This is a genomic window from Janthinobacterium sp. GW460-12-1-14-LB5 (assembly GCF_059423585.1).
In genome coordinates this window covers 176248-199213 of record NZ_JBWKYD010000004.1, presented here as the reverse complement: position 1 = coordinate 199213, position 22966 = coordinate 176248, and the positions used below count along the sequence as shown (strand labels likewise).

At 61.9% G+C, this 22966-nt stretch carries 19 protein-coding genes; 15 read left to right on the top strand and 4 right to left on the bottom strand.

Annotated features, from left to right (window positions below; genetic code table 11):
* The first annotated feature begins 143 nt into the window (after positions 1-143).
* Positions 144-2096 carry a protein-disulfide reductase DsbD gene (dsbD, locus tag AC07X6_RS05505; RefSeq protein ID WP_494790339.1) on the top strand — a complete coding sequence of 651 codons (1953 nt, stop codon included), beginning with the start codon at positions 144-146 and terminating at the stop codon, positions 2094-2096.
* Between the two features lie 71 nt (positions 2097-2167).
* Here dsbD and AC07X6_RS05500 read toward each other — a convergent pair whose 3' ends face one another.
* Entirely contained in the window at positions 2168-2701 is a 534-nt protein-coding gene (locus AC07X6_RS05500) for a Spy/CpxP family protein refolding chaperone (protein WP_494790338.1), read from the bottom strand.
* A gap of 186 nt (positions 2702-2887) precedes the next feature.
* On the opposite strand from AC07X6_RS05500, the gene AC07X6_RS05495 reads away from it, so the two are divergent.
* The 5 genes from AC07X6_RS05495 (at position 2888) to AC07X6_RS05475 (ending at position 10510) form a co-directional block, all read left to right on the top strand.
* Positions 2888-3616: a response regulator gene (locus AC07X6_RS05495; RefSeq protein WP_034753223.1), complete on the top strand. Its 729-nt coding sequence runs from the start codon at positions 2888-2890 to the stop codon at positions 3614-3616.
* Positions 3613-4971 carry an ATP-binding protein gene (locus AC07X6_RS05490; protein ID WP_494790337.1) on the top strand — a complete coding sequence of 453 codons (1359 nt, stop codon included), beginning with the start codon at positions 3613-3615 and terminating at the stop codon, positions 4969-4971. The genes AC07X6_RS05495 and AC07X6_RS05490 overlap by 4 nt, the downstream gene beginning before the upstream one ends.
* Before the next feature lie 87 nt (positions 4972-5058).
* Positions 5059-6231, top strand: a complete 1173-nt coding sequence (locus AC07X6_RS05485) for an efflux RND transporter periplasmic adaptor subunit (RefSeq protein ID WP_494790336.1) — start codon at positions 5059-5061, stop codon at positions 6229-6231.
* Positions 6228-9338: an efflux RND transporter permease subunit gene (locus tag AC07X6_RS05480; RefSeq protein ID WP_494790335.1), complete on the top strand. Its 3111-nt coding sequence runs from the start codon at positions 6228-6230 to the stop codon at positions 9336-9338. The genes AC07X6_RS05485 and AC07X6_RS05480 overlap by 4 nt, the downstream gene beginning before the upstream one ends.
* A gap of 272 nt (positions 9339-9610) precedes the next feature.
* Entirely contained in the window at positions 9611-10510 is a 900-nt protein-coding gene (locus tag AC07X6_RS05475) for a hypothetical protein (RefSeq protein WP_494790334.1), read from the top strand.
* 79 nt (positions 10511-10589) lie between these two features.
* Here the strand turns inward: AC07X6_RS05475 and yihA are convergent, their stop codons facing one another.
* Positions 10590-11327 (bottom strand): ribosome biogenesis GTP-binding protein YihA/YsxC, encoded by a 738-nt coding sequence (gene yihA, locus AC07X6_RS05470; RefSeq protein WP_230541254.1) that lies wholly within the window; start codon positions 11325-11327, stop codon positions 10590-10592.
* A gap of 186 nt (positions 11328-11513) precedes the next feature.
* On the opposite strand from yihA, the gene AC07X6_RS05465 reads away from it, so the two are divergent.
* The 5 genes from AC07X6_RS05465 to msrQ all read left to right on the top strand — a co-directional run bounded on the left by AC07X6_RS05465 (position 11514) and on the right by msrQ (position 17396).
* Positions 11514-12185, top strand: a complete 672-nt coding sequence (locus AC07X6_RS05465) for a c-type cytochrome (RefSeq protein WP_494790333.1) — start codon at positions 11514-11516, stop codon at positions 12183-12185.
* Between the two features lie 185 nt (positions 12186-12370).
* Complete coding sequence (locus tag AC07X6_RS05460; RefSeq protein WP_230541256.1) at positions 12371-14467, top strand: cytochrome c biogenesis protein ResB; 2097 nt, start codon at positions 12371-12373, stop codon at positions 14465-14467.
* Between the two features lie 64 nt (positions 14468-14531).
* On the top strand, positions 14532-15683 hold the full coding sequence (gene ccsB, locus AC07X6_RS05455) for a c-type cytochrome biogenesis protein CcsB (protein ID WP_230541434.1): 1152 nt from the start codon (positions 14532-14534) through the stop codon (positions 15681-15683).
* Between the two features lie 72 nt (positions 15684-15755).
* Positions 15756-16733 (top strand): protein-methionine-sulfoxide reductase catalytic subunit MsrP, encoded by a 978-nt coding sequence (msrP, locus tag AC07X6_RS05450; protein ID WP_494790332.1) that lies wholly within the window; start codon positions 15756-15758, stop codon positions 16731-16733.
* 9 nt (positions 16734-16742) lie between these two features.
* Entirely contained in the window at positions 16743-17396 is a 654-nt protein-coding gene (gene msrQ, locus AC07X6_RS05445) for a protein-methionine-sulfoxide reductase heme-binding subunit MsrQ (RefSeq protein ID WP_494790331.1), read from the top strand.
* On the opposite strand, the gene lptM is transcribed toward msrQ, so the two are convergent.
* Positions 17393-17617, bottom strand: coding sequence for an LPS translocon maturation chaperone LptM (gene lptM / locus AC07X6_RS05440; protein WP_099378447.1), 225 nt, complete (start codon positions 17615-17617; stop codon positions 17393-17395). The two genes, msrQ and lptM, sit on opposite strands and share 4 nt — an antisense overlap.
* Between lptM and cyaY the strand changes: the two genes are divergently transcribed.
* Positions 17616-17945 carry an iron donor protein CyaY gene (gene cyaY, locus AC07X6_RS05435; RefSeq protein ID WP_092802037.1) on the top strand — a complete coding sequence of 110 codons (330 nt, stop codon included), beginning with the start codon at positions 17616-17618 and terminating at the stop codon, positions 17943-17945. The two genes, lptM and cyaY, sit on opposite strands and share 2 nt — an antisense overlap.
* A 67-nt stretch (positions 17946-18012) precedes the next feature.
* Here the strand turns inward: cyaY and AC07X6_RS05430 are convergent, their stop codons facing one another.
* Positions 18013-20358, bottom strand: coding sequence for a penicillin-binding protein 1A (locus AC07X6_RS05430; RefSeq protein ID WP_494790330.1), 2346 nt, complete (start codon positions 20356-20358; stop codon positions 18013-18015).
* Between the two features lie 302 nt (positions 20359-20660).
* Between AC07X6_RS05430 and pilM the strand changes: the two genes are divergently transcribed.
* The 3 genes from pilM to AC07X6_RS05415 are packed head-to-tail and all read left to right on the top strand — an operon-like array spanning position 20661 to position 22897.
* Complete coding sequence (gene pilM / locus AC07X6_RS05425) at positions 20661-21293, top strand: pilus assembly protein PilM (RefSeq protein WP_494790329.1); 633 nt, start codon at positions 20661-20663, stop codon at positions 21291-21293.
* Positions 21290-21850: a PilN domain-containing protein gene (locus AC07X6_RS05420; RefSeq protein WP_494790328.1), complete on the top strand. Its 561-nt coding sequence runs from the start codon at positions 21290-21292 to the stop codon at positions 21848-21850. The genes pilM and AC07X6_RS05420 overlap by 4 nt, the downstream gene beginning before the upstream one ends.
* A gap of 15 nt (positions 21851-21865) precedes the next feature.
* Positions 21866-22897, top strand: coding sequence for a pilus assembly protein PilP (locus AC07X6_RS05415; RefSeq protein WP_494790327.1), 1032 nt, complete (start codon positions 21866-21868; stop codon positions 22895-22897).
* The last annotated feature ends 69 nt before the right edge of the window (positions 22898-22966 follow it).

The following is a 22966-nucleotide window of genomic DNA, read 5'->3' as shown; positions in this document are numbered from 1 at the left end:
GGCCTAGCCTGGCTTTTTTGTTTTCTGCTGCAGTCATTCTTACCGCAGTGTACTATTCTCCTTTCGCGCCGGCCCTGCAGCCACTGCACGCCCCGCGCGTCTCTTGTTGAATGGCACGCTGATGCCGCAGAAAAAGGTCGCCCATGTCCCGTTTCCCCTCCAGCGCCACTGCGCGCGCCGCTCCACTACGTCAACTGCTGATCTGGTTTGCCACTTGCCTGTTGCTGGCCATGGCCGTTTTTGGCGCCGGCCATGCCCGCGCCGACGATGAATTCCTCGATCCGGAACTGGCTTTCAAGTTTTCCGCGCGCATGCAGGACCCGTCCACCATCGCCGTCACCTATGTGATTGCCGATGGCTACTATATGTATCACGAGCGCTTCAAGTTCGACGCCGTGGGCGCCAAGCTGGGCACGCCCGTATACCCACCTGGCAAGGTCAAGTTTGACGACACTTTCCAGAAGAATGTGGAAACGTTCCGCAAGACGCTCACCATCACGATTCCCGTGCAAGCGGCCGGTGCGTTCACCCTGAAGGCGACGGGGCAGGGCTGCTCCGACAAGGGCCTGTGCTATGCGCCGCAGGACGCCACGGCCCAGCTGGTCGGCGGTGGCGGCGGCCAGAGCATGGCGCCCGGCGCCGGCCTGCCGTCGAAATTCGCCTTGCCGGCCGCGCCGGCAGTCGACACGGCGGCCGTCAACGGCCCGCAGGCGCAAGCATCGCCCGGCGTGTCCGTGATGAGCATCGCCAGTCCCGATATCAGCAGCACGCCCGATGCCGTCGCGGCGGCGCCCGCAGCAGCGGCAAGCGCACCGGTGGAAAACGAGATGGGCAAGATCGAAGCGGCCCTGAAGGGCGGCAAGCTGCTCGTCATCGTGCCGCTGTTCATGTTGTTGGGCCTGGGGCTGGCGTTTACGCCGTGCGTGCTGCCGATGGTGCCGATTTTGTCGTCGATCATCATCGGCGATGGCGCCAAGGTCAGCCGCTCGCGCGGCTTGCTGCTGTCGCTGACCTACGCGCTGGGCATGGCCATCGTCTATACGGCGCTGGGGGGGGCGGCCGGTCTGGCGGGCGAAGGCCTGGCGGCCCAGCTGCAAAATCCGTGGGTGCTGGGCTTCTTTGCCTTGCTGATGGCGGGCCTGGCGCTGTCGATGTTCGGTTTTTATGAACTGCAAGTGCCGGCTTTCCTGCAAGGAAAATTGACGTCCGTGTCGAACCAGCAATCGTCGGGCCGCCTGGCGGGCGTGTTCGTCATGGGTGCCATTTCCGCCCTGATCGTGGGACCCTGCGTGGCCGCGCCGCTGGCTGGCGCCTTGCTGTACATCAGCCAGACGCGCGACGTCGTCATTGGCGGCGGCGCGCTGTTTGCCATGGCGGTGGGCATGAGCGTGCCGCTGCTGCTGGTGGGCGTCTCCGCCGGCACCTTGCTGCCCCGTGCTGGCGCGTGGATGGATGCCGTCAAACGCTTCTTTGGCGTGCTGCAGCTGGGCGTGGCCTGGTGGCTGGTCTCGCCCGTGCTGCCGGGCGCCGTGCAAATGCTGGGCTGGACGGTCCTGCTCGTCGGCTATGGCATGTATTTGCTGGTGGGCAAGAGCGGCGCGCAACACGCCTGGGTGGCCAAGGCCTTCGGCCTCGTGTTTGCCGTGCTGGGCGCGATGCAGCTGGTGGGCGTGGCCAGCGGCGGCCGCGACCCGCTAGCGCCGCTGGCCCACCTCGGTGGCGGCCAGGTCCACGCGCAACCGTTTACGCGCGTAAAGACCGTGGCGCAGCTCGATGCGGCGCTGGCGCAGCTGGGTGGCAAGCCGGCCTTGCTGGACTTTTATGCGGACTGGTGCGTGTCGTGCATCGAGATGGAAAAACTGACGTTCGTCGATCCCGCCGTGCGCGAGAAGATGGGGCAAGCCGTGCTGCTGCAAGTGGACGTGACGGCCAATGATGCGGACGACAAAGCCATGCTGAAACGTTTCCAGCTGTTCGGCCCGCCGGGCATCATCATGTTCAATCCGCAGGGGCAGGAAATCGCCCAGTCGCGCGTGATCGGCTTCCAGAATGCATCGACGTTCCTGACTTCCTTGCGCAAGCTCGACGGACAGTAAGCGTTTACTTGTCTGCTCAATAAGAAAAAGCCTGCAATGCAGGCTTTTTCTGTTTCTGCGCCAGCTACAACTTAGCCGGCTTTCGGATGCTGCTGCATGCCGTGGTGGCCGCCGCGCATGCCACCGTGCTTGCCGCCAGGCACGCTATCGTCAAACACTTTCTTTTGTTCCGGCGTCAGCACGGCGTAGAAGGTTTTCAGCGAGGCCAGGCGGCTTTCCTGGCTGGCGATGCGTTCCTTCGACATGGCGATCCATTGCTCCATGCGTTCCGGTGCCGACAGCTTGGCCATCGCTTCGCGCTTGGCCTTCCAGTCGCCCATCGGCTTTTTCGGCGCGTTGGCGGCCGTGAACGTGGCCCAGGCCGGTTCCTGCGCGGCCGTCAGCTTCAGTTTGTCGTGCAGGCGGGCCTGGTACTTGGCCATGCGCTCGGCCGGGTTGCCTGCGCGGTGCTGGCCGCGCTGGCCATCATGTTGCATCTTGGTGCTGGCGGCAGGCGCGCTGGCGGCCGCTTCCTGGGCGTGGACGGTCAGCGATGCCGCACCCATGCCGAGTACGCTCATGGCGATGATCAAGTTCTTGCGCAAGGTTGTCATTGAGGCGTTCATCTGGATTCCTTTGTAAAAGTGAGGGATGTGCATGTTGCAGCACATGAATCCATGTTGGACGCCCCATGTTTCCCCGAAGTGTCCGCTGCCAGACAGTTTGTATCTATATGTTTCTTCGGGTCTCCTATATACAAGACGATACAAATGCGTTGTGCAAGGGTGGGGGAAGTGGGGATAATTCGTATTATGGAACCCACTTCTACAATTCTCATCGTCGACGATGACCGCGATATCCGCAGCTTGCTGGCGGACTACCTGGAAACGAACGCCTACCGCACCCTGGGCGCGGCAGATGGCACGGCCATGTGGAAAATCCTCGATGAAACGCGGCCCGACCTGATCGTGCTCGACTTGAACCTGCCTGGTGACGATGGGCTTACCCTGTGCCGCAAGCTGCGCGCCCAATCGACCGTGCCGGTGATCATGTTGACGGCGCGCAATGAGCCGCTGGACCGTATCCTGGGCCTGGAAATGGGCGCCGACGATTACTTGCCGAAACCGTTCGAGCCGCGTGAATTGCTGGCGCGCATACGCAGCGTGCTGCGCCGCAGCCACGCCATGCCGTCGAACGTGCCGTCAGATAAGGCGCAGCAAATCCGCTTTTCCGGCTGGACCCTGGACCTCACGGCACGCCACCTGCTTAACCCCAGCGGCCTGGTGATCATGTTGTCGGGCGCCGAGTTCCGTTTGCTGCGCGTGTTCCTGGAACACCCGAACCGCGTGCTGAACCGCGACCAGTTGCTGAACCTGACGCAGGGGCGCGACGCCGACCCGTTCGACCGCTCGATCGATATCCAGATCAGCCGCCTGCGGCAAAAGCTCGGTGAAGATGCCCGCTTGCCGCAAATCATCAAAACCGTGCGCAACGGCGGCTACGTGCTGGCCGGCCAAGTCAATGTGGAGCCGCACGCGTGAAGGCCTTCCTGGGATCGATGACGGGCCGCGTCTTCATGTTTTTGCTGATCGGTATCGTCGCTTCGGCCGCGTTGACGCAGTGGCTGGCCGTGGGCGAACGCCAGCGTGCCATCGAGCAATACCGCGACTACCACGCCGTGGAGCGGGCAGAGCAACTGGTGATGGCGGCCGACGTGGTGCCGCTGGCCTCGCGCGCCGCCTATCTGAAAGTGGCCAACAAGGGCAGCGTGCGCCTGGAACTGCGTCCCGAGAAGGAACATACGCCCGGTGCGCCGACGGAATTTTCCACCGCCCTGCAAGCCAAGCTGGGCGAGGGTTTCAAGGTCAGCGCGCTGGCCGAACGCCCGGAAGCCTGTGTCAAGCCGCGCCAGTCGCCAGGCATGTTTTCCGCCAAGCCATGGGGCGGCACCTGCGAAAACCTCGACGTGCGCATGCAGGACGGTCACGTGCTGCGCCTGATGGTCTTGCCGCCGCGCCAGCAGCCGCCGTTCAATGAACACAACGACTGGATGACCCTGCTGCCATTCTTGATCAGCATCGCCATCCTCGCCTACCTGGTCACGCGCATGACCATGCGCCCGCTGAAACAGCTGGCGCAGGCGGCAAAAGACCTGGGCAACGACATCAACCATCCGCCGCTGACCCTGTCGGGCGCCAGCGAAATCCGCCAGGCCAGCGCCGCCTTCAATGCCATGCAGGCGCGCATCCGCCAGCATATTTCCCAGCGTACACAGATGCTGGCTGCCATCACGCATGACTTGCAGACGCCGCTGACGCGCTTGCGCCTGCGTCTGGAAAAAGTGGCGGATACGGAATTGTACGACCGCCTGGTGGGCGACTTGTCGGCCATGCAAAGCATGGTCAAGGAAGGGCTGGACCTGGCCCGCTCGATGGATAGCACGGAAGCGATGCAGGCGCTCGATCTCGATTCCCTGCTCGATAGCGTCTGCTCCGACGCGGCCGATGCCGGCCAGAAAGTCACCCTCAGTGGACAGGCAGGCATGGCCTTGATGGCGCGCCCGATCGCCATGCGGCGCTGCCTGGTGAACTTGATCGACAATGCCGTCAAATATGGCCTGTACGCGCAGGTTGCCGTCGAGCGTATCCCGGGTGCCGCGCGCATCCGCATCCGCGACGGGGGGCCAGGCATTGCGCCAGATCAACTGGCCAAGGTATTCGAACCGTTTTACCGCATCGAGACTTCGCGCTCGCGCGAATCGGGCGGCACGGGCCTGGGCCTGACCATCGCGCGCAATGTTGCCGAGCAGCATGGCGCCACGGTTTCACTGCTCAATCATGCTGACGGTGGACTGGAAGTCACCCTTATCGTGCCAGAGTATTACGCAGGAAAGTGATCATTTCCATGCGACAATATTGTGCTTTATGCCCCCTGGCAACTACATTCAACCTGCAGCCCTGCGCTGCGACAGCGTGACAGAACAATGAAAAAGACTAGTCTGGCAATCCTCGTGGGTGCGGCCCTGTGTATCGGTGGCGGCATCTGGTATTTCAAGCATCAGTCCGGCGCAGCGACCGGTGGGCAGGAGGGTAAAGGGGGCAAGGGCGGGCAGGCGCCGACGACGGTGAGCGTGGTCGCGCCGCTGCGCCAGGATGTGCCGATGGTGCTGCAAGCCAATGGCAGCGTCATGCCCATCAGCAGTGTCGACCTGCACCCGCAGACGACCAGCACGATTACCAAGGTGCATATCCGCGAAGGGCAGTTCGTCAGGCAGGGCGAGCTGATGTTCACGCTCGATGCGCGCAGCGAGCACGCGAATGTTGACAAGGCGCAAGCGCAGGTGCTGCGCGACCGCGCCTCGGTGCAGGACCTCGAACGCCAGCTCAAGCGCAACCAGGATTTGCTGAGCAAGAATTTTATCGCCCAGGGCGCCGTGGATACCCTGCAAAGCCAGCTCGACGCGGCACGGGCCTTGCTGGCCGCCGACCAGGCTGCCTTGCGTGCCGCCCAGGTCGATTCCAGCTACACGGTCCTGCGCGCGCCGCAGAGCGGCCGCGTGGGCGCCATCAATGTGTATCCGGGCAGCCTGGTGCAGCCGGCTACTTCGCTGACCAGCATCACCCAGCTCGACCCCATCGACGTGTCGTTCACCTTGCCGGAAAGCAGCCTGTCGGGCTTGCTGGCGGCGCAGAAGGCGGGCGAGGTGCCCGTCACGGCGCTGCTGTCGGACGCGGGCGGCAAGCAGCTCGATGGCAAACTGAACTTTATCGACAATGCCGTCGATCCCGCCACGGGCGTGATCAAGGTCAAGGCCCGTTTCAACAATGGCGGCACCGACCTGTGGCCTGGCCAGTACGTGAATACGCAGCTGACCGTGCGCACCCTCAAGGATGCGCTCGTCATTCCGCAAAACGCCATCATCACGAGTACCACCGGCACGTTCGTGTACTCGATGGAGGCGGACAACACAGCCAGGATGCGCAAGATTGCCCGCGTGTATGCATTCGGACCGAGCGCCGTCGTCACCGGCCTGGCCGGCGATGAAAAAGTCATCGTCGATGGCAAGCAGAACTTGCGCCCAGGCAGCAAGGTGCGCCTGGCGGAAAAACACAAGGCCGCCGATGGCGCCGCCGCAGCGCAGGGCAAGCCAGCATGAACCTGTCCGAACTGAGCATCCGCCGCCCCGTCATGGTGGTGCTGCTGTCCCTCTCCATCATCCTGGCCGGCGTGCTGGCCTACCTGCAAATTCCCGTGGCGGCCTTGCCGAGCTACAACACGCCCGTCATCAACGTCAGCGCCGACCTGGCCGGCGCCAGCCCGGAAACCATGGCGTCCTCGGTGGCTTTGCCGCTGGAAAAACAGTTTTCCACCATTTCCGGCCTCAGCCTGATCACGTCCACGAGTACCCTGGGCAATACCTCGCTGACCCTGGAATTTGACGCCAGCATCAATGTCAACGAGGCTGCCGTCGATGTGCAGGCGGCCCTGCTGCGCGCACAGCGCCAGTTGCCGACGGAAATGACGGATTTGCCGTCTTACCGCAAGGTCAATCCGGCTGATGCGCCGGTGCTGTTCATCCAGATGACGTCGCCCTCGCTGAATTTGTCGGATCTCAATGATTATGCGGAAAACCTGATCGCCCCCAGCCTGTCGACCTTGCCTGGCGTAGCGCAGGTCATCGTCAATGGCCAGAAACGCTTCGCCGTGCGCGTGCGTGCCCGTGCCGACCTGATGAATGCGCGCAACCTGACGATGGACGAACTGGCCACCGCCTTGCGCACCTCGAACACGAATTCCCCGCTGGGCATTCTTGACGGTCCGAGCCAGACCCTGACCATCCAGGGTAATCCGCAAATGATGAAAGCGGCCGATTTTGCCGAACTGATCGTCGCCAGCCGCAATGGCCAGCCTGTGCGCCTGAAAGACGTGGCCGAGGTGGAAGACAGCTTTCAATCGATCAAGGCCGTCGGCAGTTTCAATGGCGAGCGTTCGATCAGCCTGATGGTGCAGCGCCAGCCGGACGCCAATACCGTGCAAGTGGTCGACGGCGTGCGCCGTCTGTTGCCGGGTTTCAAGGAGCAATTGCCGCAGTCTATACAGATCAGCCTGGTTAACGACCGCTCGCTGTCGATCCGCGAAGCCATCCACGACGTCAATTTGACCCTGGCCCTGACCGTGGTGCTGGTGGTGCTGGTGATCTTTTTGTTCCTGCACCGTGCGACCGCCACCTTCATTCCGGCCGTCACCATGCCGATTTCCCTGCTGGGCGCCCTGGCCCTGCTGTACTGGCTCGGCTACAGCCTCGACAACGTTTCCCTGCTGGGCATTACCCTGGCCGTCGGCCTCGTCGTCGACGATGCCATCGTGGTGCTGGAAAACATCGTGCGCCATATCGAGATGGGCAAGAAACCGATACGCGCGGCGCTGGAAGGGGCGAAAGAGATGGGCTTTACCATCATTTCGATTTCCGTCTCGCTGGTGGCCGTGTTCATCCCCATCTTCTTCATGCCGGGCGTGATCGGTTTGCTGTTCCACGAGTTCGCCGTGGTCGTTTCGCTGGCCGTGCTGGTGTCCGCCGTCGTGTCGCTGACCCTGGTGCCGATGCTGGCCAGCCGCTTCCTGCCGCCCGACTCGCGCGAGCACAATGACAGCGACCCCAGCCATGGCGAGAAAACCTTTATCGGCCGCCATTTCGAAGCCGGTTTCACGAAATTGCGCAACGGCTATGTGCATCTGCTAGACAAGGCCCTGGCGCACCGCAACGTGGTGCTCTTTGTTGCCGTGTGTACCTTTGCGCTGACGGTGCTGCTGTACGCGACCATTCCCAAAGGTTTCTTCCCCGAGGAAGACCTGGGCCAGATCCAGGTGAATACGGAAGCGTCGGAAGATATTTCCTCCGCGGCATTGCAGGATTTGCAAGCCCGCGTGGCGGCCGTGCTCATGGCGGACCCCAGCGTGCAGGATGTGACCTCGTTCGTCGGCGGCGGCAACACGGGCCGCATGTTCATGGTCTTGAAACCGCGCAGCGAGCGGCCGAAAATGCCGGTGGTGCTGGAAAACTTGCGCCGCGCCACGAGCGCCGTGCCCGGCATGGCCGTGTATTTCCGGCCCGTGCAAAACTTGCAGTTGGGCGGGCGCCAGAGCAAGAGCCGCTACCAGTACACCTTGCAAAGCGTCAGCCCCGACGCGCTGAATGACTGGGCGGAAAAGTTTATTGCCGGCATGCGCACCGATCCGGCCTTCCGCGACGTCACCAGCGATTCGCAAATCAAGGGCTTGCAGGCGTCGCTCAGGATCGACCGCGACAAGGCCAATCTGCTGGGCGTGCAAATGTCCGACATCCGCACGGCCCTGTACAGCGCCTTTGGCGAGCGGCAAGTGTCGACCATCTATTCCTCGGCTGCCAGCTATTATGTGATCCTGGAAGCGGCCACGGCGGACCGCCAGTATGACGATGCGCTCACGCGCGTCTCCGTGCGCAGCAAGACGGGCGAGCTGGTCAAACTATCAAGTATTGCCTATGTGGAACGCACGATCGGCCCCACCTCCGTGAATCACCAGGGGCAGTTGCAAGCCGTCACCATCGCCTTCAACCTGGCGCCGGACGTGCCGCTGGGCATCGCCACGGGCAGGATCGATGCGATGGCCAAGGATATGAGCTTGCCGGCCTCCATCATCACGCGCTACGGCGGCGATGCTGCCGTGTTCCAGAGCTCGCAGTCGAGCCAGATCATCCTCATCATTGCCGCGCTGGCCGTGATCTATGTGCTGCTCGGCGTGCTGTATGAAAGCTACATCCACCCGCTGACCATCCTGGCCGGCTTGCCGTCCGCGGCCGTGGGGGCGCTATTGACCCTGCGCCTGTTCGGCATGGACCTGACCATGATCGCCATCATCGGCATTTTGATGCTGATCGGCATCGTCAAGAAAAACGCCATCATGATGATCGACTTCGCCCTGCATGCGCAGCGCAACGAGGGCATGAGCCCAACCGACGCCATCCGCCAGGCCTGCATCCTGCGTTTCCGTCCCATCATGATGACGACGGCGGCGGCCTTGATGGGCGCCTTGCCGATTGCCCTGGGCCTGGGCGCCGGTGCCGAGCTGCGCCAGCCGCTGGGCCTGGCCGTGGTCGGTGGCTTGCTTTTCTCGCAAGTCATTACCCTGTTCATCACGCCCGTCATCTATTTGTTCCTCGACAAGTACAGCGGCACGGGACCGTTGACGGACGAGCAACTGGTGGCGCTCGACAACAAGGCCTGAGCCGCCACACGGCCACCACCGGCGCCCCGTTCCTCAGTGAATGCGGCGCCGGTCTTGTATGGACCGTGATACATACGGTAACAACCGTCAAGAGACGGCTCGGGTACCCTAGCTTGCGCTGCAAGGAATACCGCGATCCTGTACGCTTCGGGTTGGAAATGCCGGGGAAGTGTTCCCAAAAGCAAGGGACTCTGGCACTATGGCTGCCCTGTAAGATTATTTTTGTTGCTACACAGAAAGCACGATTCATTTTGCATGACACGACCCATTTGATGGCTGCCGATTCCGACTATTGCCCCACCTGCGGGCAATTGATCCAGCCACCACCGGCCTACGGGTCCAGGACCAGCACCATGCGCAAGGTGGCGCTCGGCGTGTCCGTCTTGCTGCACGTGCTGCTGGCCGCGTATGTCCTGCTGCGCAGCGACACCATCGAAAAGATTCCGCCGCCGAAGAAGGAAAGCGCGATGGTCTACATTGCGCCCCTGAAGGACAAGCCGCAACCGAAGCCGCAGCCCAAGCCCACACCCAAGCCCACGCCGAAACCGAAGGACACGAAAGTGGCCAAGGTGAAACCACCGCCGGCGCCGAGCAAGCGCGTGGTCACAAAAGACGTGCCGCGCGACAAGCCGAAACTGGAAACCTTCACGCCGCCGCTGGTGTCGAAAGTGCCGTTGCCGCCGCCGCCCGCTGAAGACATGAGTTCGATGATCGAGCAGCGCCGCAAGCAGCGTCAGGCGCAAAATCCCGCGCCGCCGGCCGAGGAAAGCGAAAACGACCGCGCCATGCGCGTGGCCAAGGCGAACATCGCCGGCGCGCAGGGACGCAATTCCGGCAGCGACCGCGAGGATTCGGGCGGCGTGTTTTCTATCGTCAACCAGACCTCGTTCAGCGCGGAAGTCAAGTTCAAGGGCTGGAATGGCAACTTCAAGCGCAACTGGCTGAAGCAGGAAAAAGTGGAGCTGGGCAATGAGCCCGATATCGAAACGGCCATCCTGAAGAAGATGATCCAGCTGATCCGTGCCGAAAAGCCCGGCGATTTCGTGTGGGAATCACGCCGCCTGGGACGCAACGTCAACCTCAGCGCCCGCGTGGAAGACACGGCTGAGCTGATGGCTTTCCTGCGCCAGGAATTCTTTTCCGAGAAGCGCCCAGGGCCGGGACGGCGCTAAACGCTCGGGAAACCTGACGGCAATAAAAAAGGCTGCACCGTGTGAACGGGCAGCCTTTTTTACGCAGCGTTGATCTTGATCAAGCCGGTTTGTCCGCTTCCGGCTCGACGTCGTCTTCCATCTCGATCAAGTCGACCATCTGGGCCGCGCCGTCTTCGCTGATGCCGGCCAGTTCCATGATCTTGTCATTGGCTTCGTCGATGCCGACTCTTTTCAGGGCCGAGAACAGTTGCACTGTGAACGGGAAGCCGACGCCGTCTTCATCCACGTAGCTGTCGAGCTTGGCTTTCGCCTGGCGCAGCGCGTTGACCGATTCATTGCGGTTCAGCTTATCGACTTTCGTCAGGATGCAGTGAATTGGTTTGCCCGTCGGGGCGAACCATTCCAGCATCTGGATGTCCAGGTCGGTGAAGGGACGGCGCGAATCCATGATCAGGATCAAGCCCGCCAATTGCTCGCGGCGCTGCACGTAGTCGCCCAGCAGGCGCTGCCAGTGCAATTTGGCCGAGCCCGATACTTCCGCGTAGCCGTAGCCCGGCAAGTCGACCAGCAGGCATTCGATCTCTTCGACGATGGTGGCATCCTTGCGGTGCTGCGCCACGTGGGCGCCGCCGATGGAGAAGTAGTTGATGTGCTGGGTACGGCCAGGTGTCTTGGAGGCGAACGCCAAGCCTTTCTGATTACACAAGATGTTGATGGCGGTCGATTTACCGGCATTGGAGCGGCCGGCAAAGGCGATTTCCGGCACCGTGGTATCGGGCAGGTCACGCAATTGGTTGACGGTCGTAAAGAAGCGGGCTTGCCAGAGTTTTGACATGGGAGTAGTAAAGCAACAAAAGGGAGCGATAAGGGAGCGATAACGCCAAGAAGCTATTGTACAATAAGGGGTTGTTTATTGTTGCCGGCGTAGCAGCGATGCGGCTTGCGGCCCTGAAAATAAAGCAAAAATCCACAGGGCGCGGCAATGTCCACCACTAATTTCTCACTGTCTCAGGGTGCCTGAATGAATCGTGCGTTTTCACCGTTTATCAAATCCATGCTGCTCGCTTTGCTGGCTGTATCGGCAACTGCTTCCGCGGTCGAAGCACCGAAACCGGCCGTCAAGGCCGATGCCGCCAAGGGCGCTACCCTGTACGCCGATGGCGATGCGGCGCGCGGCTTGCCTGCCTGCGTCTCCTGCCATGGCGCGGCCGGCAATTCGACCATCACGGTCAATCCGAAGCTGGCCGGCCAGCACGAAAGCTATATCTACAAGCAACTGGTCGACTTCACCACGCCGGAGCGCAGCCAGCCCGTCATGACGACGTACGCGAAGATGCTCAGCGACGCCGACAAGAAGAATATCGCCGCCTACCTGGGCGCGCAGGTGTCCAAGCCGGGTGCGGCGAAAAACAAGGATACGATCGACCTGGGCAAGAAAATCTACCGTGGTGGCATTGCTTCCAAGCAAGTTGCCGCCTGCGCCAGCTGTCATGGCGCGACGGGCAATGGCATTCCCGTCCAGTATCCGCGCATCGCCGGCCAGCACCAGGATTACACGGTGGCCCAGCTGACCATGTTCCGCAGCACCAAGGCTGATGCCCGCAAGAACAGCGCGCAAATGCACACCATCGCCGCCCGCATGTCGGATGACGAGATTGCCGCCGTGGCCGATTACATCGCCGGCCTGAAGTAAGTTTTCATATTGGCAAGCGATTGCCAGGCGCACCAGCGCGCATGAACAAGGGCGGCCGTCTCCACAGGCTGCCCTTTTTCATGGCAGGGGCCAAACAGGAGTATGCTGCCGCCTTGCGCGGAGAAACACTCTGCTCCATGCCTACATTTTCTTGAAGATTGCATATCCCGTATGAGTATCCACGTATGAGCACTGGCACGACTGGAATCGAGTTAAAGACCCAACGCCGCAGCCTGGCTGAATTCGTCGAGCTGGTCTCGTCGATGCGCTTTGCCATCAGCCTGCTGACCCTGATCGCCGTCGCCTCCATCATCGGCACCGTGCTCAAGCAAAACGAGCCCATGCCCAATTATGTGAACCAGTTCGGTCCGTTCTGGTTCGCCGTCTTCGACAAGCTGAGCCTGTATTCCGTGTATTCGGCCTGGTGGTTCCTCGTCATCATGGGTTTTCTGGTTGCCTCGACCTCGCTGTGCATCGTGCGCAATGCGCCGAAGATGCTCAAGGACATGCGCAGCTGGCGCGAAACCGTACGCGAGCAATCGCTGCGCAATTTCCACCACAAGCTGGAATGGCAGGCGCCGCTGCCGCGCGCCGTGCTGGCGCAGCAGATGGTGATGCGCCTGAAAGACGCCGGCTACGGGGCCAAGGTGGTCGAGAAGGACAACGCCACCCTGGTGGCCGCCAAGCGGGGCGCGGCCAATAAATGGGGCTATATCTTTGCCCATGGCGCCATCGTCATCATTTGCGTGGGCGGCTTGCTCGATTCGGAAATGCCGATCCGCGTACAGCAATGGTTCTTTGGTAAGACGCCGTTTTCCGGCAGCGGCGTGATCGCCGATATTCCCGCCCAGCACCGTTTGAGCCTGTCGAATCCTACTTTCCGCGGCAATACCATGATCCCGGAAGGCTCGTCGAGCAACACGGCCATCATTCCCCAGGCCGATGGCGTGCTGATCCAGGATCTGCCCATCACCATCCTGCTGAAGAAATTCCACATCGATTTCTATAGCACGGGCATGCCCAAGCTGTTCGCCAGCGATGTGGTCGTCACCGACCATGCAACGGGAGAAAGTTTCCCCGCGACCATCAAAGTCAACCAGCCGCTGCTGTACAAGGGCCTGGCCCTGTACCAGTCCAGCTTTGAAGATGGCGGCAGCAAGCTCAAGTTGACTGGTTTTCCCATGACGGGCAAGACGACGAAACGCTTCGATATCGGCGGCGAAGTGGGCGGCAGCACGCCGCTCGAGCGCAGCGACGGCAATTCCTACACGGTGGAATGGTCGGGTTTCCGTCCGTTTAACGTGGAAAACCTCAGCGCGGGCCAGGATGTGCGCGCCGTCAGCAAGGCGGAAAGTTTCAACGATAAATTCGCCGTCGGCCTCGATAAACGCCTCGGGTCGGCCGCGAAGAACGCGCATAACAAGGATCTCAAGAACGTGGGTCCCTCGGTGCAATACAAATTGCGCGACAAGACGGGCCAGGCGCGCGAGTACCAGAATTACATGCAGCCCGTCACGGTCGATGGCACGACGGTGTTTCTGGCCGGCATGCGTGTCAACCCCAGCGACCCGTTCAGCTATCTGCGCATTCCCGCCGATGACAATTACAGTGTGAACGAGTGGATGCGTTTGCGTGCCGCGCTGCAAGATCCCGCGCTGCGCCAGCAGGCTGCCGCACGCTATGCGGCGCGCGCCATGCCGCAGGCGAACGCGGAAGCCTTGCGCGGCCAGTTGCAGGAATCGGCGGCGAAAAGCCTGGGTATCTTTGCCGGCAATGGACAAGAGGGCGGTTTCCTCGCCATTTCGCGTTTCCTGGAGAAAGTTCCGACGGCCGAGCAGGAAAAAGCGGCCGATATCTTCATGAAAATCTTGAATGGCAGCCTGTGGGACTTGTGGCAGGCGGCGCGCGCCCAGGATGGCTTGAAAGCCATCGAGGCCGATGATAAGCACGGCCGCTTCCTGCAGCTGGCCACGAATGCGCTGTCCGACAGCTTCTTCTATGGCGCGCCCGTGTATCTGCAACTCGACGAGTTTACGGAGATCAAGGCGTCCGTGCTGCAAGTGACGCGTTCGCCGGGCAAGAGCGTGGTCTACCTCGGTTGCCTGTTCCTCGTGATCGGCGTATTTTCCATGTTTTATATCCGCGAGCGCCGCCTGTGGGTGTGGATCAAGGATGGCGAGGGCGGCAGCGAAGCCCTGATGGCCATGAGCACGCAACGCAAGACCCTGGATTTTGAAAAAGAATTTGAGACTTTGAAGGCAAAGCTGCCGCAATCGGCGTAAGCTGCGCTGAGTTGGATTGGCTGAGTTTCGGGGCGCTTGCGCGTCGCCGGGAATGGAGAAAATGATGGAATTGGCAAACAAGCAAATATATACGCAGGAACCAGGATTTTTCAAGCGCCTGAGCCTGATCGATTGGCTGTATGGTGCCGGCTTGCTGGCCGCCTCGCTGTTCGGTCTGATGCGCTTTGGCGCCTTCATGGATATCTACGAAAAAGCCATCCTGCTAGCCGCGGCGCCCACGTTCGCGTGGCTGGGCTGGTACTGGAAGCCCGTGCGCTGGCTGATCCCGCTGGCGGCCGTGCTGTCGCTGTTCGCCATCGAACTGTACGCGGGCCATCTGGACATGGCGAACCAGAAATTCTTCCTGAAATACATCTTGTCGAGCCAGTCCGCCATCCTGTGGATGGGCACCCTGTTCGTGCTGTCGACCCTGTTCTACTGGATCGGCCTGGTGGCGCGCTCGGAATTCGGCTCGTCCGTCGGCTCCCTGCTGTGCTGGGCCGGCGTGGTACTGGGCCTGACGGGCATGCTGGTGCGCTGGTACGAGTCTTACCTGATCGGCGCCGACGTGGGCCACATCCCCGTGTCGAACCTGTATGAAGTGTTCATCCTGTTTTCCTTGATCACGGCCATGTTCTACCTGTATTACGAGCAGCACTACGCGACGCGCCAGCTGGGCGCCTTCGTCATGCTGGTCATTTCCGCGGCCGTCGTGTTCCTGATGTGGTACACGGTCACGCGCGATGCGGCGGAAATCCAGCCGCTGGTGCCGGCCCTGCAAAGCTGGTGGATGAAGATCCACGTACCGGCCAACTTCATCGGCTACGGCACCTTCGCCCTGTCGGCCATGGTGGCGGCGGCCTACCTGCTCAAATCGAGCGGCTACCTGGTCGACCGCCTGCCGTCGCTGGAAGTGCTCGACGACGTCATGTACAAGGCCATTTCCGTGGGCTTCGCCTTCTTCACGGTAGCGACCATCCTGGGCGCCCTGTGGGCGGCCGAAGCGTGGGGCGGCTACTGGTCGTGGGACCCGAAAGAAACGTGGGCGCTGATCGTCTGGCTCAACTATGCAGCCTGGCTGCACATGCGCCTGATGACGGGCTTGCGCGGCCGCGTCGCCTCGTGGTGGGCGCTGGTGGGCTTGCTGGTGACGACGTTTGCCTTCCTGGGCGTGAATATGTTTCTCTCCGGCCTGCATTCTTACGGCAAGCTTTAATGACAGAAGCGTCATGAACGGCCCGGGAAAACTGGTGTAAGGTACAAATCATCACCTTTTCCCGGAGCCGCCATGTTGATCAAGCGCAGTCCCAACGGCATTGAGTTGCCGTATTCTTCCGAAATCACGCCACGCGCCGTGTTTGAATCGCGCCGCAGCTTCATCAAGCAAATCGCCCTGGGCTCCGTGTCCAGCGCGGCCTTGCTGGAAATGGCCAGCCGCGAAGCGTTCGCGCAAGGCACCAATCCCAAGCTGTCCGCCAAATTGAATCCCGCCTATTCGGCGCTGGACAAGCAGACGGCCTATAAAGACGCCACCAGCTACAACAATTTCTACGAATTCGGCACGGACAAGAGCGATCCGGCGCAAAACGCGGGCACCCTGCGCACGCGGCCGTGGACCGTCAGTATCGAAGGCGAAGTCAGGAAGCCCATGACGCTCGATCTGGACGCCCTGTTGAAGCTGGCGCCGCTGGAAGAGCGCGTGTACCGGCTGCGCTGCGTGGAAGGCTGGTCGATGGTGATTCCCTGGGTTGGTTATTCCTTCTCGGAAATCATCAAGAAGGTCGAGCCGACGGGCAATGCCAAGTATGTGGAATTCATCACCCTGGCCGACAAGAAGCAGATGCCGGGCGTGGGCAGCCGCGTGCTGCAGTGGCCCTATACGGAAGGCTTGCGCATCGATGAAGCGAACCATCCGCTGGCGCTGTTGACCCTGGGCATGTATGGCGAAACCTTGCCGAACCAGAATGGCGCGCCCGTGCGCATGGTCTTGCCGTGGAAATATGGTTTTAAATCCGCCAAATCCATCGTCAAGATCCGTTTCGTCAAGGAACAGCCGCGCACGTCCTGGAACCTGTCGGCGCCGTCCGAATACGGTTTTTATTCCAACGTGAACCCGAACGTCGATCATCCGCGCTGGTCGCAGGCGTCCGAGCGGCGCATCGGCGAAGACGGCTTTCTCGCGCGCAAGCGCAAGACCCTGATGTTCAACGGCTACAACGATGTTGCTTCCTTGTACGCGGGCATGGATCTGAAGAAGTTCTTTTAAGGAAAGACCATGGCCTTCCACCCCACGCCGAGACAATTGTCGCTCTTCAAAAGCCTGGTTTTTCTGCTGGCGCTACTGCCGTTTGCGCGCATGGTCTGGCTCACGTACACGGGGCAACTGGTGGAGCCGCTGGAATTCATCACGCGCGGCACGGGCGACTGGACCCTGTATTTTATCTGCATCAGCCTGGCGGTGACGCCCTTGCGCCGCTTCACGCAATGGAATTGGCTGATCAAGCTGCGGCGCATGCTGGGCCTGTTCGCGTTTTTCTACGCGGCGCTGCACTTCACCACGTTTTTATGGTTCGATCACTTTTTTGATGTGCAGGAAATGTGGAAGGATGTGCTCAAGCGGCCATTCATCACGGTGGGTTTTATTGCCTTCGTGCTGCTGATTCCGCTGGCCGTGACGAGCACGAACGGCATGGTGAAACGCCTGGGGGGCAAGCGCTGGCAGTGGCTGCACCGGTTGATCTATGTCATCGCCCCGCTCGGTATCTTGCACTTCTGGTGGATGAAGGCGGGCAAGCACAATTTCGCGCAACCGATCCTGTTTGGCAGTATCGTCGCGCTATTGCTGTTAATGCGTGTGTATTTTTTCTGGAGCAAGCGCGTCAAAAATGCCAGGGCGGCGAATGCCGCCACCCCGGTGCGCTCCGTTTAGGTCGCCGGCACGATCACCGGCGGCGGCGGCACGGGCGCCGGTTCGACGGGGCCTTTGGCCGGTGCGCCCTTGGCCGCTGGCGGCTTGGGCAGGTACAGGGGGCCGGGCTGGCCGCAGCCGGCCAGGACGCTAGAAACCACAATGGCGGTGCCGATATAAAACGCTGAGGATGACTTCACGATTAGAATCACGGTTTGATTAAGATCTTTGGAGTGTAGCATGAGCGAATCGGAATTCCTGGCCCTGGCCGAAGCCACCCTGACCCAGATCGAGGCGGCGCTGGACCGGCTGAACGATGAAGACGTGCTCGACGTCGAATGCAGCCGCAGCGGCAATGTGCTGGAGATCGAATTCATCGATAACGGCACGAAAATCATCGTCAACAGCCAGGCCCCCATGCGCGAAATGTGGGTGGCCGCCCGTTCCGGCGGTTTCCACTACAAGCGCGTGGGCGACGAATGGATCAACACGCGCGACGGTTCGGAACTGTTTGCGGCCTTGTCCAGCATGGCCAGCGAGCAGGCGGGTGCGCCGGTGGTATTGAAGTAATTGTTTTAGCCGCGCGCAATCAAAAAGGGCAGCCTCTTCAGGCTGTCCTTTTTTGCATCAAACGATCTTAAAACAACTCGTTCTTGACGGCTTCCTTGGCTTTTTCTTCCTCCGGCGTACCGCGCGCCGCGCCTTCCAGGCTGCCTACGCCCGTGCCCGGTGGATTTTCCGCATAGTAATACTCGTCGCCCACGTGGATCAGGCCTTCCGGCACGGCGCGTTCCTCCACGGGAATACTCTTCAATGCCTTGGCCATATAGTTGATCCAGATCGGCAAGGCCAGGCCGCCGCCCGTTTCCCGGTTGCCCAGGTTGCGCGGCTGGTCGTAGCCGATCCAGGCGATGCCCACCAGCTTGGCCTGGTAGCCGGCGAACCACGCGTCGATGGAATCGTTGGTCGTGCCCGTCTTGCCGGCCAGGTCAGGGCGCTTCAAGGCCATGGCTTTATTTGCCGTGCCGAAGCGCACCACGTCGTTGAGCATGCTGTTCATCATGAAGGCATTGCGCTCATCGATGACGCGGTTGGCTTCCTCGCCCGCCAGGTCCGGCTTGGCTTGCGACAACACATTGCCGTCGCTGTCGGTCACCTTGGCAATCAGATACGGGTTGATCTTGTAGCCGCCGTTGGCGAACACGGCATACGCGCCCGCCATCTGCAGCGGCGTCACGTTGCCGGCGCCCAGGGCCAGGGTCAGGTACGGCGGGTTCTTGTCCGCGTCAAAGCCGAAGCGCGTCGCGTATTCCTGGCCATACTTGGCGCCGATCTTGTGCAGGATGCGGATGGAAATCATGTTCTTCGATTTCATCAGACCCTTGCGCATGGTCATCGGACCGTCGTATTTGCTGTCGTAGTTCTTCGGTTCCCATGCCTGGCCGCCCGTCTGGCCCGCGTCGAACGAGATCGGCGCATCGTTGATGATGGTGGCCGGCGACAGGCCCCGTTCCAGCGAAGCGGAATAGATGAAGGGCTTGAAGGCGGAACCGGGCTGGCGCCACGCCTGCGTGACGTGGTTGAACTTGTTGCGGTTGTAATCGAAGCCGCCCACCATGGCGCGGATGGCGCCGTCCGTGGTGCTGGCCGAGACGAACGCCGATTGCACTTCCGGCATCTGCGTCAAGACCCAGGTGTTGCCTTCCTGCATGACGCGGATCACGGCGCCGCGCTTGATGCGGCGGTTCGGTGCCGCTTTTTCCGACAGCCAGGCCGCGCCAAAGGTCAGGCCGGGGCCGGTAATGGTAATTTCCTCGCCGGCCGAGGTGACGGCCTGGATGGACTTGGGTGACGCCTGCAGCACCATGGCGGCGATGATGTCATCGCTGTCCGGGTGGTCGGCCAGTTCCGTTTCGATCGCGTCATCGGCTTCGGCCTTGGTTTTCGGAATCTCGATATATGCCTCCGGGCCGCGGTAGCCGTGGCGTTTCTCGTAATCCATCACGCCCTTGCGCAAGGCGATGTAGGCGGCGTCCTGGTCGGCCTTGGTGATGGTGGTGTAGACGTTCAGGCCGCGCGTGTAGGTGTCTTCCTTGAATTGCTCGTAGACAAGCTGACGCGCCATTTCCGACACGTATTCCGCGTGCACGCCGAAGGCGCTGCTGTCGGTTTTCACTTTCAGCTCTTCATTCTTGGCTTCCGTGTACTGCTCTGGCGTGATGTAGCCCAGCTGCGCCATGCGTTGCAGAATGTATTGCTGGCGCATGCGCGCGCGCTTCGGATTGACGACGGGGTTGTAGGCCGATGGCGCCTTCGGCAAGCCAGCCAGCATGGCCGCTTCGGCCACGGTGAGGTCCTGGATGCTCTTGCCGAAATAGATTTGCGCGGCCGACGCGAAGCCGTAGGCGCGCTGTCCCAGATAAATCTGGTTCATATACACTTCGAGGATCTGGTCCTTGCTGAGGTTTTTCTCGATCTTCCACGCCAGCAATACTTCATACGCCTTGCGTTTCAGGGTCTGTTCGCTGGACAGGAAGAAATTGCGCGCCACCTGCTGCGTGATGGTCGAGGCGCCTTGCTTGGCGCCGCCCGTCAGGTTGTGCAGGGCCGCGCGCGTGATACCGAGGTAATCGACGCCGCCATGCTCATAGAAGCGGTCATCCTCGATGGCCAGCACGGCTTTCTTCATGACATCGGGAATATCCTTGATGTGCACCATGTTGCGCCGTTCCTCGCCGAATTCACCGATCAGCACACTGTCGGACGTGAACACGCGCAGCGGCATCTTGGGCTTGTAATCGGTCAAGGTATCGAGCGCCGGCAGGTTCGGATAGGCCATGGCCAGGCCAAAGACCACCAGCAAGACGCCGACGATGCCCAGGCCCAGCAGCGATACCAGGGCCATCAGCAGAAAACGTTTGGGTTTGCTGCCCTTGGTGGGCGGCTTCGAGCCAGCGGAGCCAGCGGAGTTTGAAGATGTCATGCGTCGTATGTCTTTCGGTTAATTATGCCGGCCAATTATAAGCGAGCTTGCCGGGGTGGCAGCGCGCCGTGGCGCTTGCCCGGGGGCAGTGTCGAAACTTGCCGATACTCTATATAAGCGTGTATGGGCCCGCTGGCAACCAGGATTTGGTAACAATTATTCTGCGCCAGATCACGGCCGGGCCAGATAGGCGCCGCGTACCGCAGACTCCGGCGTGAAATCCATTTACAAGCCAGCGCTGCCAGGACTAGGCTTTCGAATGGCAGGAACTCCTCCCACGCTGACGTTTCTCTATGAAAAACATGTCTATCAGCAATTTTTTTGGCGCCGGCTTGCTGGGCGTCGACATCGCGGACGATGCCGTGCGCGTGGTCGAGTTGCGGCGCCGGCGGGGAAAACTGTCGTGCCGGCATTGCGGCAGCGCCGCACTGGCTGCTGGAATAATGCTTGAAGGCAGTGTCGAAGATCTGCCGGGCCTGGCCGATGCCCTGCGCCAGGCCCACCGCGACAGCGGCAGCGGCTGCACGCGGGTGGCGCTGGCCATGCCGGCCACGGCCCTGATCACGCATGCGATCCGCTTGCCCGCAGGATTGCCGGAGGAACAGCTGGAAATCCTCGTGGAACTGGAAGCGGCGCAATACATGCCGTTTGCGCTGGAAGATGCCAGCCTGGATTTTGTCATTCTCGGCCCCGCGCCGCCGCTGGCCGGCACGACAGGCAAGGAGGTTGACGTGCTGCTGGTGGCGGCGCGGCGCGCCACCGTGCAGCGCCGTCTCGATGCGGCCACGGCGGCGGGTTTGCAGGCTGTGGTCATGGATAGCGAGGCGCTCGCGCTGCAGGCGGCGCTCGCGCACGGTGGCTGGCAAGCCTTGCCCGATGGTGGCGTGGCGTACCAGTTGGCCTGGGGCCTGGCCTTGCACCGGTACGCCCGATGAAAGTCCGCACGCAAGTGCTGTGCATCAACCTTGTGCCGTATCGCCAGGCGGCACGCCGCAGGCGTATTCAGCTGCTGCTGTGGCAACTGGCGGGTGGGGCGTTGCTGGGCTTGCTGGTGGCCCTGGCGGCAGGGGCTTGGCTACAGCACCAGCTCGACGCGCAGCTGCGCCGCCAAGAGGGCTGGCGCAGTGCCATGCAGCAAGTCGAGGTCGTCCTTGCCGCCGGCAAGCGGGTGCAGGGCGAGACGGCGGCACTGTTGCTGCGCCAGCAGGCCATCGCCAATTTGCAAGAGCAACGCAATGCCTGGGTCCGCATGCTGGACGCGCTGGCGCGCGCGATGCCGGCTGGCGTGGCCTTGCACAGTGTGCGCCAGGAAACGGCGATGGTGCGCTTGCAAGGGCATGCCGTTTCGCAGGAAAAGGTCGCGGCACTATTGTTGGCGCTGGCGCAGGCCGTGCCCTGGTCCAGGCCGGAAGTGCTTGAAGTGCGCGGCGCGGCAGATGGCGCCGTGGAATGGACGATACGGCTGGCGTTGGCACCCGCTGGGCAATCTTAGTCGTGGAGGTTGATCATGCTGAGCTTGAAGATCGCGTCACTGTGGCCGTTACCGGGGCGCCTCGCTTGCGCTGTCCTGGCCGGTTCGCTGGTGGCGGCCCTGCTGCACCTTGCGTGGCTCGATGGCCTGTTGGCGGCCGTGCAGGCGGGGCAAGGCGAGGAGGCCCGTCTGCGCGCCGATTATCTGTCGGCGCAGGCCAGGGCGAAACAGTTGCCGCAGTGGCGCGCGCAGCAGCGCCAGGCCGGCGCCGAGCTGGCCTTGTTGGAACAGCAACTGCCCGACCAGCAGGCGATGGCGGTGCTGTTGACGGATATCAATGCCGCAGGCCAGTCGCGCGGCTTGCAATTTTCGCTGTTCAAGCCGGGAGTGGCCCAGCCGCAAGCACCGTATGTTGCCTTGCCGATCGCCATACAGTTGCGCGGCAGCTATCATGCCATGGGCGCGCTGCTGGCGGATCTGGCGCGCTTGCCGCGCATCGTCACGGTGCATGAGCTGGCCTTGAACCTCGGCAAGGATCGCTTGCTGACCCTCGATGCCGTGCTGCACGCGTATCGCTTGCCCGAAGCGGGAGAACGGGCGGCGCAAGCGGCTTTGGTGCCCAAGGCAGGCACGCCTGTAGCCGTAGCGGCATGGCGCCCGCTTGCCGCTGTCACGCCGCATCCCTATGAGGCGGCCGCGCTGGCCGATCCTTTCAATGCATTGCCGCCAGCGCCCGCGCCGGGTCAGCGGGGCAACGTGGCGGGACCCGACCCGCGCCGCGTGCGTGAACCGCTGGAAAGCGTGGCCTTGCCTGCCATCAGCATGGTGGGCAGCGTGCAGCAGGACGGGCGCCTGAACGCGCTGCTGCTGGCGGGCCAGCGCGTGTACCGGGTGGCGGTGGGCCAGTATCTGGGGCAAGACCACGGTATGGTGACGGAGATCAGCGAACAGGCGGTGCAGTACCGTGAATTGCTGCGCGAGGCGGATGGCCCGTGGCGCGAGCGGCGCGGCAGCCTGGCCTTGCAGGTGGCGGGGACGAAAGCCAGCCTGCCCGAGGCGGCGCCATGAGGCCGCGCCGCATGCTCCTGGCCGTCATGCTGTGTCTGCATGCCTGCGGCCTTGCCCAGGAGGCGGTGG